Origin of the sequence: Paenibacillus sp. alder61 (assembly GCF_020179875.1) — a bacterium.
GTDB lineage: Bacteria > Bacillota > Bacilli > Paenibacillales > Paenibacillaceae > Fontibacillus > Fontibacillus faecis.
Map to the genome: position 1 here is coordinate 104,022 of NZ_JAIUDG010000008.1, position 14,990 is coordinate 119,011.

Annotated in this window: 12 protein-coding genes; 5 read left to right on the top strand and 7 right to left on the bottom strand. The window is 59.3% G+C overall.

All coding sequences use genetic code 11. The features are described 5' to 3' along the window. Positions 1-67 precede the first annotated feature (67 nt). The 4 genes from cobA to nirB are packed head-to-tail and all read right to left on the bottom strand — an operon-like array spanning position 68 to position 4,573. Entirely contained in the window at positions 68-868 is an 801-nt protein-coding gene (gene cobA, locus LBW89_RS10225) for a uroporphyrinogen-III C-methyltransferase (protein WP_225039171.1), read from the bottom strand. Beyond that, a complete protein-coding gene (locus LBW89_RS10230; RefSeq protein WP_225039108.1) occupies positions 868-1,743 on the bottom strand; it encodes a formate/nitrite transporter family protein in 876 nt (291 codons plus the stop codon). The genes cobA and LBW89_RS10230 overlap by 1 nt, the downstream gene beginning before the upstream one ends. A 23-nt stretch (positions 1,744-1,766) precedes the next feature. After that, the gene (gene nirD / locus LBW89_RS10235; protein WP_213507023.1) at positions 1,767-2,084 is read right to left on the bottom strand and encodes a nitrite reductase small subunit NirD; all 318 of its coding nucleotides are present in this window, start codon (positions 2,082-2,084) and stop codon (positions 1,767-1,769) included. Positions 2,085-2,137: 53 nt separating this feature from the next. Beyond that, complete coding sequence (gene nirB, locus LBW89_RS10240; protein WP_148453370.1) at positions 2,138-4,573, bottom strand: nitrite reductase large subunit NirB; 2,436 nt, start codon at positions 4,571-4,573, stop codon at positions 2,138-2,140. A gap of 492 nt (positions 4,574-5,065) precedes the next feature. Between nirB and LBW89_RS10245 the strand changes: the two genes are divergently transcribed. Both LBW89_RS10245 and LBW89_RS10250 read left to right on the top strand, forming a co-directional pair. Beyond that, positions 5,066-5,671 carry an ANTAR domain-containing response regulator gene (locus LBW89_RS10245; RefSeq protein WP_148453374.1) on the top strand — a complete coding sequence of 202 codons (606 nt, stop codon included), beginning with the start codon at positions 5,066-5,068 and terminating at the stop codon, positions 5,669-5,671. 33 nt (positions 5,672-5,704) lie between these two features. Further along, the gene (locus LBW89_RS10250; protein WP_148453376.1) at positions 5,705-6,775 is read left to right on the top strand and encodes an anthranilate phosphoribosyltransferase; all 1,071 of its coding nucleotides are present in this window, start codon (positions 5,705-5,707) and stop codon (positions 6,773-6,775) included. A gap of 864 nt (positions 6,776-7,639) precedes the next feature. Here LBW89_RS10250 and LBW89_RS10255 read toward each other — a convergent pair. Continuing rightward, entirely contained in the window at positions 7,640-8,782 is a 1,143-nt protein-coding gene (locus LBW89_RS10255; protein WP_225039109.1) for a glycosyl hydrolase family 8, read from the bottom strand. A gap of 195 nt (positions 8,783-8,977) precedes the next feature. On the opposite strand from LBW89_RS10255, the gene LBW89_RS10260 reads away from it, so the two are divergent. From LBW89_RS10260 to LBW89_RS10270, 3 genes are read left to right on the top strand one after another with little or no spacing between them, the layout of a single operon-like run. Next, positions 8,978-9,667: a GntR family transcriptional regulator gene (locus LBW89_RS10260; RefSeq protein ID WP_225039110.1), complete on the top strand. Its 690-nt coding sequence runs from the start codon at positions 8,978-8,980 to the stop codon at positions 9,665-9,667. Between the two features lie 28 nt (positions 9,668-9,695). After that, positions 9,696-10,805 carry a mannonate dehydratase gene (gene uxuA, locus LBW89_RS10265; protein ID WP_225039111.1) on the top strand — a complete coding sequence of 370 codons (1,110 nt, stop codon included), beginning with the start codon at positions 9,696-9,698 and terminating at the stop codon, positions 10,803-10,805. Beyond that, positions 10,789-11,643, top strand: coding sequence for an SDR family oxidoreductase (locus LBW89_RS10270; RefSeq protein ID WP_225039172.1), 855 nt, complete (start codon positions 10,789-10,791; stop codon positions 11,641-11,643). The genes uxuA and LBW89_RS10270 overlap by 17 nt, the downstream gene beginning before the upstream one ends. A gap of 65 nt (positions 11,644-11,708) precedes the next feature. Here the strand turns inward: LBW89_RS10270 and LBW89_RS10275 are convergent, their stop codons facing one another. After that, entirely contained in the window at positions 11,709-13,793 is a 2,085-nt protein-coding gene (locus LBW89_RS10275; protein ID WP_225039112.1) for an alpha-glucuronidase family glycosyl hydrolase, read from the bottom strand. Positions 13,794-13,956: 163 nt separating this feature from the next. Continuing rightward, positions 13,957-14,961, bottom strand: a complete 1,005-nt coding sequence (locus tag LBW89_RS10280) for an endo-1,4-beta-xylanase (protein WP_225039113.1) — start codon at positions 14,959-14,961, stop codon at positions 13,957-13,959. Positions 14,962-14,990: the final 29 nt, after the last annotated feature.

Below are 14,990 nucleotides of genomic sequence, written 5' to 3' on the forward strand. Positions count from 1 at the left end.
TCCACCCACTCGCCCGCAAACTCAAAAAAAGGTGTCCCGAAATAATCGAGGACACCTTTTTTGAGTCTTATCCGATCATCGACGCCGCCTGGCGCTCCAGCTGGGCCAGCTGATCGCGGACCAGCACGGCCGCGCCGATCACGATCAGCGCCGGGTTGCTGATCTGCACGGCCGCGGCCACCTTGTGCACCTCGCCGAGCGTGCTGGTGAACGTGCGCTGCCGCCGTGTCGTCCCGCTCTCGATGAGCGCCACGGGCGTCGAGGCGGCCTTGCCGTGCCGCAGGAGCTCGCTGCGGATCTCCTTCAGCTGGCTGACGCCCATGTAGATCACCAGCGTGTCGACGGCATGGGCCAGCAGCTCCCACTGGACGGCCGGGCTTCCGCCGTCCTCGCCGGTCTCGGCGCCCGGGCAGCGGCTGCCCGTCACGCAGGCGAAGGAAGCCGCGACGCCGCGGTGCGTCAGCGGGATGCCGGACGCGGCCGCCGCGCCGATCGCCGAGGTGATGCCCGGGATCACCTCGTACGGGATGCCCCGGGCGGCCAGCGCCAGCGCCTCTTCGCCGCCGCGCCCGAACACGAACGGGTCCCCGCCCTTAAGGCGGACCACCCGTTTGCCCTCCAGCGCGCTGTCGATCATCCGGCGCTGGATCATGTCCTGCGTCATGGCGTGCCGCCCCGGCGCCTTGCCGCAGTAGATCCGCTCGGCGAGCGAATCGCCGTAGGTGAGCAGCTCGACGTTCACCAGCCGGTCGTACAGGATCACGTCCGCCGCACGGATCGCCTTGAGCGCCTTCACCGTGATCAGCTCCGGATCGCCGGGGCCCGCTCCCACGATGCTTACGAAGCCTTCCCCCAGCCCATGGCGCATCATACGCTTTCCCCCGCCCGGGAAGCGGGCGCCGGAATGAACCGGCCCTCGCCCGTCTCAACTGGGGAAATGGTGGGGGCTGCAGGGGAGGCTTTCTTTTTCAGCGAAAAGTAGAGTCCCAAGCCCGTTAAAGTCACGCCCCCGAGCAAATTTCCGGCCAACACCGGAAGCTGGTTCCACATCCACCAGTCCGTCAGGCTCACCTTCGCCCCGAGCAGCATCCCGGCGGGAATGACGAACATGTTGACGACCGCATGCTCAAACCCCTGGGCAAAAAAGATCAGAATCGGCAGCCACATGGCGATGATTTTTCCCGCAGTCGAACGCGAAGTAAAGGCCATCACCGCGCCGAGCGTCACCATCCAGTTGCACAGCACCGCCTTGATCAGCACCAGCCCCAGACCCGAAAGGCCCATCGCCTTGTACCCGAGGGTTTTGGCTTCGCTCGTCGTGATCAGCGTATGGACCAAGGGGTGGCTCAAATCGGTCCCCATTTTCGTAATCGTCAGCCCATAAAGAACGGCATAAAGGGCGCAGCCGAGCAGGTGCCCGAGAATGACCCAGCCGAAGTTCGCCAGCATCCGCCGGAAAGAGGCCTTCCGTTCCAGAACGGCGAGCGGGATCAGCGCAAAACTGCCCGTCACGAGCTCCAAACCCAGCAGAATAATGATGACGAAACCGACGGGAAAAATGAACGCCCCCACCACTCCAAGTGAGGTTTGCTGCGTCGCGGTGAAGGCCAGCGTCGTTGCACAAGCCAGAATCGCGCCGGCCAAAAAGCCTTTCACCAGCATTTGCCGGATGCCCAAGGCGGCCTTATCGGCCCCCGCTCCAATGATCGCTTCAAGTACTTCCGCAGGTTTTACATGATCCATCGGCCCCAGCCTCCCTGTTCCAGTTAATCTATAGTGATGTAGACGGAGCCCGTTGCGGCGTCCACTTCCGTTTCATACACGATCACCGAACCGTGGTCGGGCTCCTGGACGTTGCCGCTCCGCAGATCGATCTTCCAATCGTGCAGCGGACAGTGGACGTTGGACCCGCACACCATCCCTTCCGACAACCGCCCGCCTTTGTGCGGGCAGCGGTTCTCCACGGCATGAACGCTGCCGTCGCTTAGCCGGAACAGGGCGATCTCTTTATCTCCCACCGTAAAAGTCCGTGAGCCCAGCACATCGATATCCTGCACTTGGGCGATTTTTATTTTCGTCAGCATGGCTGTTCCCTCCCAAATCATCATTCATGGCATCCATCCGCAAAATAGTCCGATTACCCCACGACCTGCTCCGCGCTCGGCAGCGGTTCGAAGTTTTTCCGCAGCTCTTCGCTGTTGATGATCTCCTTCCACGGATCCGTCGTCCGGCTCAGCGTTTCTTCGATCCGGGCGGCCAAAGCCTGGCGTTCCTCGGCGTTTTCCAGCACCGCCTTGATCGTCTCCAGCCCGACGCGCTCCACCCATTGCGCCGTGCGTTCGTTCCAGTTGGCCTGCTCCCGGTAAAATTGCAGGTACGCAGCCGTCCACTCCATGACTTCCTCCTCCGTCTTCACCGTGCACAGCAAGTCGGCCGCCCTAACCTTGACGCCTCCGTTGCCGCCGACATAAAGTTCCCAGCCTCCGTCGATCGCGACCACGCCAAGATCCTTGATCGTCGCCTCGGCGCAGTTCCGCGGGCACCCGGAGACGGCCAGCTTCACTTTCCCCGGCGTGTTGAGCCGTTCAAAGGCCTTCTCCAGCGCGATCCCCATGCCGATCGAATCCTGGGTGCCGAACCGGCAGAACGTGGAGCCGACGCAGGTTTTTACGGTCCGCAAAGCCTTGCCGTAAGCATGGCCCGACGGCATATCGAGCTCGGCCCAAATTTTCGGAAGGTCCTCTTTCTTTACGCCGAGCAGGTCGATCCGCTGTCCGCCGGTAAACTTGACCATCGGCACGTCGTATTTCTCCGCCACCGCCGCGATCCGCTTGAGATCGGCCGGGGAAGTTACCCCGCCGTAGATGCGCGGCACGACGGAATAAGTGCCGTCCTTCTGGATGTTGGCGTGGTACCGCTCATTGGCGAAGCGGGACTCCTTCTCGTCCATATATTCCGCCGGCCAGAGCATGCCCAGGTAATAGTTGAGCGCGGGTCGGCATTTCGAGCAGCCTTCCGGCTCCCGCCATTCCAGCACGTTCATGACTTCTTTTACCGATTTGAGCGACATCGCCCGAATGCTCTCCACAATTTCATCGCGTCCCAGCGAAGTGCACCCGCAGATGCCCTCCTTGACAGGCTCGCCCGCGGTCCCGTCTCCATACAGCTCGAGCAGCCCTTCGACCAGTGGCTTACATCCGCCGCAGGAACCGGACGCCTTCGTGCAGGCCTTGATTTCGCCGACCGTGCCGCAGCCGTCCTTGACCGCGTTTACGATCGTGCCTTTGGAGACGCCGTTACAGCCGCAGATGATTTCGTCATCCGCCATGGCGGCGAGCCTGGCGGCCGGCGAAGCGGCCGCTCCACCTCCAGCCGGGAAACCGAGCAGCAGCTCTTTCTCCTTGCCGGCCACGCTCTCCCCGCTCTTGATCTTCGCGAACAGGGAGGCTCCATCCGACGTATCCCCGAACAGCACGGCACCGACCAGCTTATCGTCTTGCAGCACGATTTTTTTATAGGTACCCTCCAGGTCGTCCTGAATCCGCATCGACCGCGTTCCGGGGGCATCCATGAAATACCCGGCCGAGAAAACGTCCACCCCGGACACCTTCAGCTTCGTCGAGGTCACCGAACCCGTGTAGCCGCCGGTTTCCACGCCAGCCAGGCGCTTCGCCAGCACACTTCCCTGCTCGTACAGCGGAGCCACGAGGCCATAGGCGATCCCGCGGTGCTCGGCACACTCGCCTACCGCATAGACGCCCGGAACGCTGGTTTCGAGGAAGTCGTTCACGACGATGCCCCGGTTGACCTGCAGTCCCGCCGAATTGGCCAGCTCCACATTCGGCTTGATCCCCACGGCCATAACGATGAGGTCCGCATCCAGGGAGCTGCCGTCCGCGAATTCAAGCCCGTCGGCCCGGCGCCCTCCCCGGATCGCCGCGGTCTGTTTGGCCATCAGGAATTTCATCCCCTGGGCCTCCAGTTCCCGCTGCAGCATTTTGGCCGCCGGCTCATCCAACTGGCGCTCCATTAAATAAGAATGGATATGGATCACCGAGACATCCATCCCCAGATGCAGCAGGCCTCTCGCCGCCTCCAGCCCCAGCAGCCCCCCGCCGATAACGGCGGCTTTTTTGTATTTTTTCGAAGCCTCCATCATTAAATGGCAGTCCTTAATGTCGCGGAACCCGATGACGCCTTCCTTGTTCGCGCCGGGCAGCGGAAGCATAAAAGGGTTAGACCCCGTGGCGACGATCAGGGCGTCGTACCCTGCCTCTACGCCGGACTCCGAAACCACCTTTTTCTTCATCGTATCGATTTTGACTACCGCATCCCCGGTGTAAAGGCGGATTCCGTTGTCCGCGTACCAATCCAAGTCGTTGATTACGATTTCTTTCATATCGGACCCGCCCGCCAGTACGGAGGACAGCATGATCCGGTTATAATTCGGATGAGGCTCCGCTCCGAAAACGGTAATTTCATAAGCGTCCGGGGCCAGCTTCAGGACATGCTCGACCGTCCTCATTCCCGCCATCCCATTGCCGACCAGCACCAGTTTTTTCTTTTCACCCATGTCCGGTTCTCCCCTTCCGTTTCTTTTGTCCTCGGTACAAGCACTGCACAACAGAAAAAGCCTGCTCCGCCACAGGCCGGTCATAAGCATGCGAATGGCATGTTTATTTCCGATCCTTGATTCTGGCGAAGACAGGCTCCGTTGCCGCTTCAGCATCGACACCTCATTGTGCCCGATGGTTTGTTATGTGAACTGGTTGTTATCGTTGAGGCTATTATAAACAATAAATCTCCGCATGTCAATATACATGACATAAAATTTTTAAATAACTGAATTTTGCGAAAATAGTTTACATGTTAAGTTAGCTTATATTATTTTGCGACTTGAATGCTACATATGTCACTTAATCCATGCTTTCTTACGAAAATTATATTGATTTTTCAGAAATATCACGCGAAAATACAGATAAAACTTTCAAACAGGATGATTTTATGTAAGGTTTTATGACGGGTTGGTTATTGAAGTAGGAATGAATAGGAGGGTTATATTCCGATGCGTTTCCTGTTGGTCATTCGCGAATCCGCCTCCCTTAAGAAGTACGAGGGGCCATCCGATGCGTCCGAAGGTGATGCCGAGCCAGAGCATCTGCTGAAACGCCATGGATACCGGGTATCTGCCTCCTGCCAAAGCCAGGATATCCGCAAAAAAATGCAGGAGGCCGATGCCGTCGTCCTCCAATTGCCGATCACGGGAATTCGCGATTGGGAGCAGCGGTTGTCCCGGTGGAAGCCGGTTCCGCTTCTTTGGTGGTGCAGCGCCGAAACGGCCGCCTCCTCCCTGGAAGCTTGCGAGGAAGACATCCCGGTCGACGGCATCCTGACACCAACCATGTCAGCTCACGAACTCCATTGGGCCCTCCACCTGGGCGGCAGGCATTTTTTTGAGCGGCGTCAGTGGCTTGAAGAGCGGGCCCAACTGGTCTCCCGGCTGGAGGAGCGCAAGTGGATCGATTTAGCCAAAAGCATTTTGTGCGAAATCAACCGGATTCCGGAGGCGGAAGCCTACGACGTTTTGCGCCGGCGGGCGATGAATGAACGCAAACGAATCGTCGATATCGCCACTTCGATCGTCAAGGCTCACCAACAATTAAAAACCTAGCAAGGCTAGGCGGGTTCACAAGGAGGATTCCGTATGAACATGACGGATATATTGAAGGAAGTCGGACGGGGAAAACGCGGCGCCCGCGACCTGAACTACGAGGAAGCTCTCGCCGCCGCGGAGCTGATCCTGGACCGGAAAGCGACGCCGGCGCAAATCGGCGCCTTTCTCCTGGCGGAGCGGATCAAGATGGAGAGCGTGGAAGAATTGCTCGCCTTCGTCGAGGCGATCCGCGATCGGTCAATGCGCATTCCGCGCAGCGCGGACGGGCTGGGGCTGGGGCTGGGGCTGGATTGCGCCGGGCCATACGACGGAAGAAAAACTTCCTTCATGGCCGGATTCGCCTCCGCCTTTCTGCTGGCCGCAGCCGGCGTTCCGGTAACGATCCACGGCACCCCTTCACTGCCGCCCAAGTGGGGCGTTACCCTGATGGATGTGCTCCAGGCCATGGGGCTTGACGAAGGAGCGCTTTCCCGCGAGCGGACGACGGCCGCGGCCGAGGGAAGCGGCGTCCTGGCCGTGCCGGCCGAGGCTTGGTGTCCCCCGCTGCGGAACCTGCGGGAGCTTCGGGAGGAGCTTGGCCTCCGCACGATCCTCAACACTGTGGAGAAGCTGGTCGATTACAGCCACTCACCGTATCTCGTGTACGGTGTTTTTCACAACACCGTGTTTGAACGGACCGCCCAGCTCCTGCAGAGGCTGAATTACCAAAAGGCCCTGATCGTCCAGGGCCCGGAAGGCTCCGAGGACGTCCATATCGACCGCCCTACGCGCGTTTACACGGTCGATTCGAGCGAAGCCAGGCTCCGGGTGATTGACCCGGAAGCCTATGGGCTTGAAGCGGTGCCGCCCGAAACGCGATGGACCGCCGCCGAGCAGCTGCGCGTGACCGAAGCCGTCCTGACCGGTGAAGCCCACCAGGCCTTCATCAACCAGGCGGTTTTGAACAGCGCCTTGCGCCTGCATCTCACGGAACGCGCCGATTCCGTCGAAGAGGGGATCTATATCGGCAAATCCCTGTTGGACGGCGGCGGCCCCTGGCAAGCGTTCAACAGGTGGCGGGAGGCCCTTCTGAACGGTAATGGGAAGTTGGCCCGGCGCTAAATCGGTACGGGTCGGTTGTTGGTGATCAGTTGTAGCAAACTAGGCGCTTCTAGTGCCTCACCCTTAAACCTACGGGGATCAAGGGCCTAGCGCTCTACTCTCCGACCTTTCCCAACTCCAAAAAGATGCCAATCTGCAGGTATTTTAAGCCGGTTCCCGAGAGGATTCGAAAAAAGATGCAAAACTGCAGGCATTTTTAGCGATATTAGACAATCGAGCCGGTTTCGTCGAAAATTCCTGCAGAATCGCAGGAGTTTTCATTTTTTTGTTCCGAACAGGGAAAAAAACATGCAGATTTGCAGGAATTCTATGTTATCGAGGTTGCTGCTCTAGCCAATCGCGCGTCGTTTAACGGGAGGTTTTCCCGTTAATCCGCCGCCCAGGTCCCATCCAGGGCACATCCATGCCCAACAAGGGCCTATCCATGGCCTACCTTGGCCAATCACGGCAACCATGGCCGTGCCCGCCCCTAAAGGCTAGGCCTGCCCTCGCCCAGCCTAACAGTCCAAGCTCTAACTTGTCTTTACCTTCTACCGTAACTAAACACTGCAGGCAAATCATATTACTCAACTAACTAATTCTTCACCAGAGTGCCTCGATCTTCTGAGTGCGCTGACCATACTGCCCAGTCCCGTCGTCCGCTCGCATTAACGGGATTTTCTCCCGTTAATTTCCCTCATTAGGCGGGATCTCACCTAATTAGCTGGATTTCCTCCCGCTAATTCAGCTCGTTTGGGCCAATCCAGCCCGATCATGGCAGATTAGCGGGACTTTTTCCAGGTAATCCTCACTCCCGGCCACTTGCGCCTCATTTAACGGGAGATTTTCCCGTTAATTCGCCGCGCGGCCACGCGCCCCCTTCCATCACGCTTTAGGCTTCCAAATGCGGTATCTGCCGCTCAAGGCAAGCAAGGTGAAGAAATAGAGACAGTTATCGTAATAGCGGCGATCTCCGGTCCGAAGCGGTGTGTTCCAAAACAGTTCCACGCTGGCGCGGGCATTCGCTCCCTCTGTGGCGAGCGAGGCCATGGCGTTGGTGGCAAGCAGGCCGACCGGGTGGAGCGCTTTTTCCTCGAAAGGCTCCCCCTCAATGGTATACCTGCGGTAATCGTCGGGCGTTTTATTCGCAAAAAAAGCCTGAATCCGGTCGGCGGTTTCCCGCTCCCACGTTGCTCCGCCGAACCATTCCGCATCCAGTCCCAAATTGGCGGCCACCCGGTAAGAGTCGCTGAAAAAGTGCCCGAACCCCCGGACATGGTTCGGCGTGCCGTCATAATGGGCGTACTCCGGGGCAAGCCCTGTCACGGGATGACAGGCGGCCTGCACGTAGCGCCGGCTGGCCTCGGCCGCCTCCTTCCAGAACGCCCGGTCCTCCGGATCCGCCCATAAAGCGAACAACTCGTAAAAATGCGGCAGATGATAGGACGGGTCCGTAAACTCGCAGTTCGGGATGAACTTGATCAACTTGTTGTCCCTATTCCACATCGGATCCCCTTTGCCGTCCTCCCCTTTATGCAGACAGGTGCGCAGCAGTTCCCTCGCTTGTTCGCCATAATTGAAAGGCGCTTCCCGATCCCCCCAGCGGTGGGAGGCGAAAAACAGCGCCATCGCAAAATACTCCTCCCCGTCCGGGGCCGGCCCGTCCGACAGTCTGGTACCGTCGGGCGCGCAGGACCAGGCGAAATAACCGGCATTCTCCCCCTCTGTCATGTACATGTAATCCACGGCCCATTTCCATAAGCGGTCGAACACGTCCCGGCGGTCCATCTGCACGGCCATCATCATCCCGTAAGACATTCCTTCGGTGCGCGCATCGTGGTTGCCCGTGTCCAGCATATACCCCATATCGCTGCCCGATTCATGATAAATCCGGGTTTTCTCGTCACCCTCGAACATCTCACGCCAGGCGGCCTCCACCCGCCGGGTAATCTCCTCTTCCTCATAACCGTAGTCGGCCAGCAAATTCCGATATCGATCCGTATAATAAGCTCCTTTTAACGCGTTCATCGGCACGGACATCCTCCTGCTTCTTTTTTAATGTTAGCGCTTACCAAAAAGGTACCAAAGGATGGAACGTGTTGCTATGCGCAGATCGCGCCTTTTTTTACCCAAATCAAGCCTCACTTCCCCAAACTTCTTTAATTTGTGCAGTTACACTGCCATACTTGTATGGTAGTATCTAACCTAACAGGAGGTGATCGTTTGAAACCATTGACAGACTCCGCGGCCGGATCTGCCGGAAACCATGTTTATGCCCAACTGAAACAGCAAATTGTTACTCTGGAGCTCCCTCCGGGGACGGCACTTTCGGAAAAAGAGATGTCCGTCGCTTTTCAAGTCAGCCGAACGCCCGTCCGGGAAAGCTTCGTCCGGCTCGCGCAGGAGGGATTGCTCGTCGTGCTGCCGCAGCGGGGTACCCGCGTCTCGCTGATCGACCCCGATCTGGTCGAAGAAGCGCGATTTATGAGGGAGCAGCTGGAACGGGCCGTGATTCGCTTGGCCTGCCGGGATTTTCCCGAAGCATCGCTCCGCTCGCTGAATGACAACCTGGAGCTCCAACGGGATGCCTTGGCCCGGCATGACGGCAGCGCCATGTTCGAATTGGACGAGGCGTATCATCGGATTCTTTTTGAAGGGTGTAGGAAGCTGGGCACCTGGTCCGTCATTCAGCAGATGAATGCCCACCTGAACCGGACCCGGGTGTTATGGCTGAAAACGGACCCGTATTGGGATCATTTGTATGATCAGCACCGGGCCATGGGCGATGCGGTGGTACGGCGGGATAAAGAACTCGCCGATCGGACGATGAAGGAGCATTTAAGACTGAGCATTTCGAACTTAAGCGTGCTGCAGGAGAAATTCCCGGATTATTTCAGCAAAACGGAGCAATAACCCTCATCACATAGAAGGCGGTGGACTTATGCGTATGGTATTCCGCTGGTTCGGCGAAGGAAACGATACGGTTTCGCTGGAACAGATCAAGCAAATTCCCGGGGTCGAGGGGATCGTATGGGCGCTTCACGATCTTCCGGCCGGAGAAGAATGGCCGATGGAGCGAATCGAAGAGATGCGCCGGCTCGCGGACCGGCACGGCCTTCATATCGAGGTCGTGGAGAGCGTCAATGTTCATGAGGACATCAAGCTCGGCCTCCCTACCCGCGACCGCTATATCGGCAATTACATCCGCACGGTCGAAAAGCTGGCCAAAGCCGGAGTCAAAGTGATCTGCTATAATTTTATGCCGGTCTTCGATTGGGTGCGGACCGAGCTTCATAAGCCGATGGAGGACGGGTCGACGGCACTCTTTTTTGAACAGTCCAAAATCAGCGGGGTGGATCCCTTTGAGCTGGTGCGCCTCATTAACGAAAACAGCACCCTAACGATGCCGGGCTGGGAGCCGGAGCGTCTCGAACACCTGACCGCACTGTTTGAAGCCTATCGCAACGTGACGGCCGAAGATTTGTGGGCCAACCTGAAATATTTCCTCGACGCCGTCATTCCTGTCGCGGAGGAACACGGGGTCCTGATGGCCGTGCATCCGGATGATCCGCCATGGCCGATCTTCGGACTGCCGCGGATATTGACCGATCAGGAAAATTTCCGCCGGTTTCTGGCCCTTCACGACAGCCCGTCCAACGGGATTACCCTGTGCAGCGGCTCGCTCGGAGCGAATCCGGACAACGACATCATCGGCATGATTCATGAATTCAGCGGGCGGATCCCTTTTGCCCACATCCGGAACGTCAAGGTGTACGAAAACGGCGACTTTATCGAAACCTCCCACCGGACATCGGACGGATCGGTCGACATCCGGGGGATCGTCAAGGCTTATTATGACATCGGATTCAAGGGCTACTGCCGCCCGGACCACGGCCGTCATCTTTGGGGAGAAATCTGCCGGCCGGGATATGGGCTGTACGACCGCGCCCTCGGCATTATGTACCTGTGGGGGTTGTGGGACGCCTTTGCGGGCCGGCGGCCCGCGGAACAAGCACGGAAGGAGGCGGACGGCCATGTCCCGATTGCCTAAGCATCCCGCGTTAGAGGGAAAAAATGCGGTTATCACGGGCGGGGCCGGCGTCCTGTGCCGCGCGATGGCTTTGGAGCTCGCCCGCCAAGGCATGCGGGTGGCGGTGCTGAACCGCACGGCGGAGCGGGGCGAGCAGGTGGCGGAGGACATCCGCCGCCTCGGCGGCACGGCGATCGCCGTGGGCTGCAACGTCACGGACGCGGACAGCGTGCGGGCGGCGGAGCAGGCGGTGCGCGCGGCGTTCGGGCCGTGCGATGTGTTGATCAACGGCGCCGGAGGCAACCAGCCCAGCGCCAACACGACGGGCGAAACGTTCCGGGCCGAGGATTTGGCCAATCCGGACGTGACGACGTTTTTTGACTTGAGCCTTACGGGCGTGCGCACCGTGATGGATCTCAATTTCGTCGGAACGCTGATTCCGACGCAGGTGTTCGCCAAGGAGATGGTCGGTCGCCCGGGGGCGACGGTGCTGAACATCTCCTCGATGAGCGCGCCTTGTCCGATGACCAAGGTGCCGGCCTACAGCGCGGCCAAAGCGGCGGTCAACAACTTCACGCAGTGGTTGGCGGTGCACTTGGCCGAGGCGGGAATCCGGGTGAACGCGGTGGCCCCCGGATTTTTCTTGACCGAGCAGAACCGCGCTCTGCTCATGCAGGAGGACGGGACGCCGACCGAGCGCTCCCGGAAAATCATCGCCCACACGCCGATGCGCCGCTTCGGCGTGCCCGAGGATCTGCTCGGCACGCTGCTGTGGCTGGCCGACGCCGACACCTCCGGCTTCGTCACCGGCACCGTCGTCCCGGTCGACGGCGGCTTCATGGCCTACTCCGGCGTGTAGGCTCGCCCCCTCAACCCACGAAAATAAAGCGCCCGGAGTGTTAACCCGCTCCGGGCGCTTCGTTTCTAGTAGATTCGTCTCCCCCGCTCATCCGGTACGCCGGATTTGCGGTAGAAGTAGGTATTGATTACGTCGCGCCAATGCCGGGCGTGCTCGGCCTGCTCCGCGAGTCTTTCGGCGACCAGCGCGTAGCGTTCGGAATCGACCTTGCCCTCCAGGGAAGTCCACTTGCCCCGCAAGTCTTTCGCCGCCTCCGCCCCTTCGAAGTGCGTATCGTAAATGTGCTGAATGACGGTTTTTCCGGATCGCAGCCGGTGGCCGTAGGACACATGATGGAAGAACAACAGAAGCTCATCCGGGCAGGTGTCCGGCGACTCGAAGATGTCCCGGTTCGGACTGAAATATTGCGCGGTGTAGCCCGTACCCGTGGCGACGGTCCGATCCACGCCGATGCCGTCCCGGTCGGCAAAATGATAGGTCCCCCAGCGGGAGTATTCGTATCCGTCCACATCCGGCCCGTAATGTGTGTGGGGAACGACCATCCAGCCGACGCCGAGCGGGGCCGTGTAGCTCTCGTAAATCGGCCAGGAGGACATGAGCATCCGTGTCACCGTCTCGGCAACCTCCCTGTCGTTTCCGAAGGTTTGCCCCACCCATTCCCGGGCAATCTCCTCGGCGGAAAGGTCCGGGTCCCAGGTCAGCCGGCCGTAACCGTACAGATTGGCCTGTGCGAGCGGATGCCCGGTCCAGCAGGCGTCGTCCCCGGTGTTGGACACGGCCGCCACGCCGCTGTATTTCATGCCGAACCCGGAGCCTTCCACAATCCGCTTGACCTCCCCGCCATCGGGTACCGCGTGCGTCTCGAAGTCCAGCACCTGCTTCCACTGCGGAATCAGGTAGCACAAATGGCGCTGCTGGCCGGTGTATTCCTGGGTAATCTGGAATTCGATCACCTGATTCGTCTGCCGCATCGCTCCGAACAGCGGAGACACCGGCTCGCGAACCTGGAAATCCATCGGCCCGTTTTTGATCTGCAGCAGCACATTGTCCCGGAAGCGCCCGTCCAGCGGCTTAAAATGGTCGTAGGCCGCCCGCGCCCGGTCCGTGGAGCGGTCGCGCCAATCCTGCATGCAGTTGTATACGAAGCAGCGCCAAATCACCAGCCCCCCGTAAGGTTCGAGAGCCTCGGCCAGCATGTTCGCTCCGTCGGCATGATCCCGCCCGTAAGCGAACGGTCCCGGCCGATGCTCGGAGTCGGCTTTCACGACAAAGCCGCCGAAGTCCGGGATATGCCGGTAAATCCGGCGCGCCGTCTCCGTCCACCAATTCCGGACGCCGGCATCCAGCGGGTCGGCGGTATTCAGCCCGCCGATGGCCAGCGGGGAGGCAAAATTGATGCTCAAAAACAGCGCAATCCCGTACTCCCGAAACACCGCCGCCACGCGCGCGACATCCGGAAGCCCTTCCTCGGTAATGAAGCGGGTTTCTTGTTCATGGACGTTTACATTGTTGATTGAAATCGCGTTAATGCCCACCGATGCCAACAGACGGGCGTAATCCCGAATTCGCGCGACGTCCCGCACGATGTTTCCTTCCCGGTAAAAAATCGATTTTCCCGCGTATCCCCGCTCGATCGAACCGTTCGCATTATCCCACTGATTGATCATCCGCAGCCGGTTTACCGGGGACGCCTCCGTCGCCAAGGCTTCGGGAGTCCGCTCCATGGCGATCCCGCGAAGCAGATGGAAAACCCCGTACAGCACGCCCCGATCGGAATCGGCGGACAACTCCAGGCGCCTCCCCGAGCCGGACGGGCGAAGACTCACCGAAAACGCGCCTTCTCCCTTTTCCCACGGCCGACTCGCTGTTTCTCCGGTTCCTGTTCCCCGCCGCCGCCGGATTACCAGGCAAGGCCCCTCCTCAGGTTCACCGATTAGGACGACGGGATCCACGCCCAGCATCTTCCCCGCGCCATGTCTTAGCTCCCTCACGGCCGTTTCGAGCACTGCCGACCGTTGCCCGGGCCCCGTCCCGGGGTCGGCCTCAAGGTAGACACGACCAAACCATTCGGCGTAAACCCGCCGAAGATCGCCGTCCCTCAGTTCGCTGTACTGCAGCCATGCTTTGTATAATGCGCTTTCGGATTCCATTCGCTGTTCCTCCCGTGCATCATGATTTGCTGTAACTAAACAAGACCGTGGTCGGCGAGAACAACCCGGCACGGTCTGGCCGCCAGGGCCGCTATGCCCTGTCGAGCGAAGCAAAGAGGCCGGCGGAAAGGAAGGTTGAGCCCATTTGGCCATTCACCGTTAGCTAAAGAGCGGCGATCCGGTCATAGGCCGGTTTCGGACGGTGTCCGGCGTCGAACAGGAACGGCCAGTTTTTCCGGCCTCGTACCGGAAAATCGTCCAGCCACGTATAGTCGTCCGCGGCTCCCCAAAATGTGACGGCTGTAATTTCGTTCCGATACTCCTTAAGCAAACGGAAGACCGCCTCATACCGCTCCGCCTGGATCTCCAGCATGTCCGGCGTCGGCGCCTTCAGGTCGGCACGCTTGTCTTCGAAGCGGAAGACCGATATGTCCAGCTCCGTGAGTTGGAGCTGCAAGCCGAGGGAAGCGTACTTTTCGATCGCGGCGCGGATGTCCTCCAGGGCTGGGTCATACAGGTTCCAATGCGCCTGCAGGCCGATACCGTGGATCGGGATGTCCCGATCCAGCAAAGACTTGACCAGCGCGTAAATTTTGTCGCGCTTTTGCGGGTGCGATTCGTTGTAATCATTATAAAACAGGAGCGCGTCCGGATCGGCCTCGTGGGCAAATTCAAAAGCCTTGGCGATGAAATCCGGGCCGGCAATATCCAGCCAACGGGAGGAGCGCAAGAGTTCGGCGCCTTCGTCGGCGATCGCCTCGTTCACGACGTCCCAGGCATAAATATCTCCTTTATAACGGCCGACCACCGTATGAATATGGGAGCGCATCCGCTCCAGCAGAACCTCCCTGTTTACCGAATCCCCCTTCCGATCTCGAAAGATCCAGTCCGTCGTCTGGTTGTGCCACACCAAGGTGTGTCCGCGCAAGGCTATGCCGTGCTTCCGGGCAAAAGCCGCCAAAAGGTCGGCCTCCTCGAAGGTGTACACCTCCTCCTCCGGATGAACGCTGGCAAACTTCATTTCGTTCTCGGCCGTGATGCTGTTAAAATGCCGGGCCAGCAACGCCTCCTGCGAAACGATCGTCCGCGGGTTTACCGCGGCTCCGATTTTAAAATCTTCCTGGAACAGCTGCTTCAATGGCGTTTCCGTCCGCTTCAGGTGATCCATAAGCCCCTCCTCAGAATATATGATGTGAA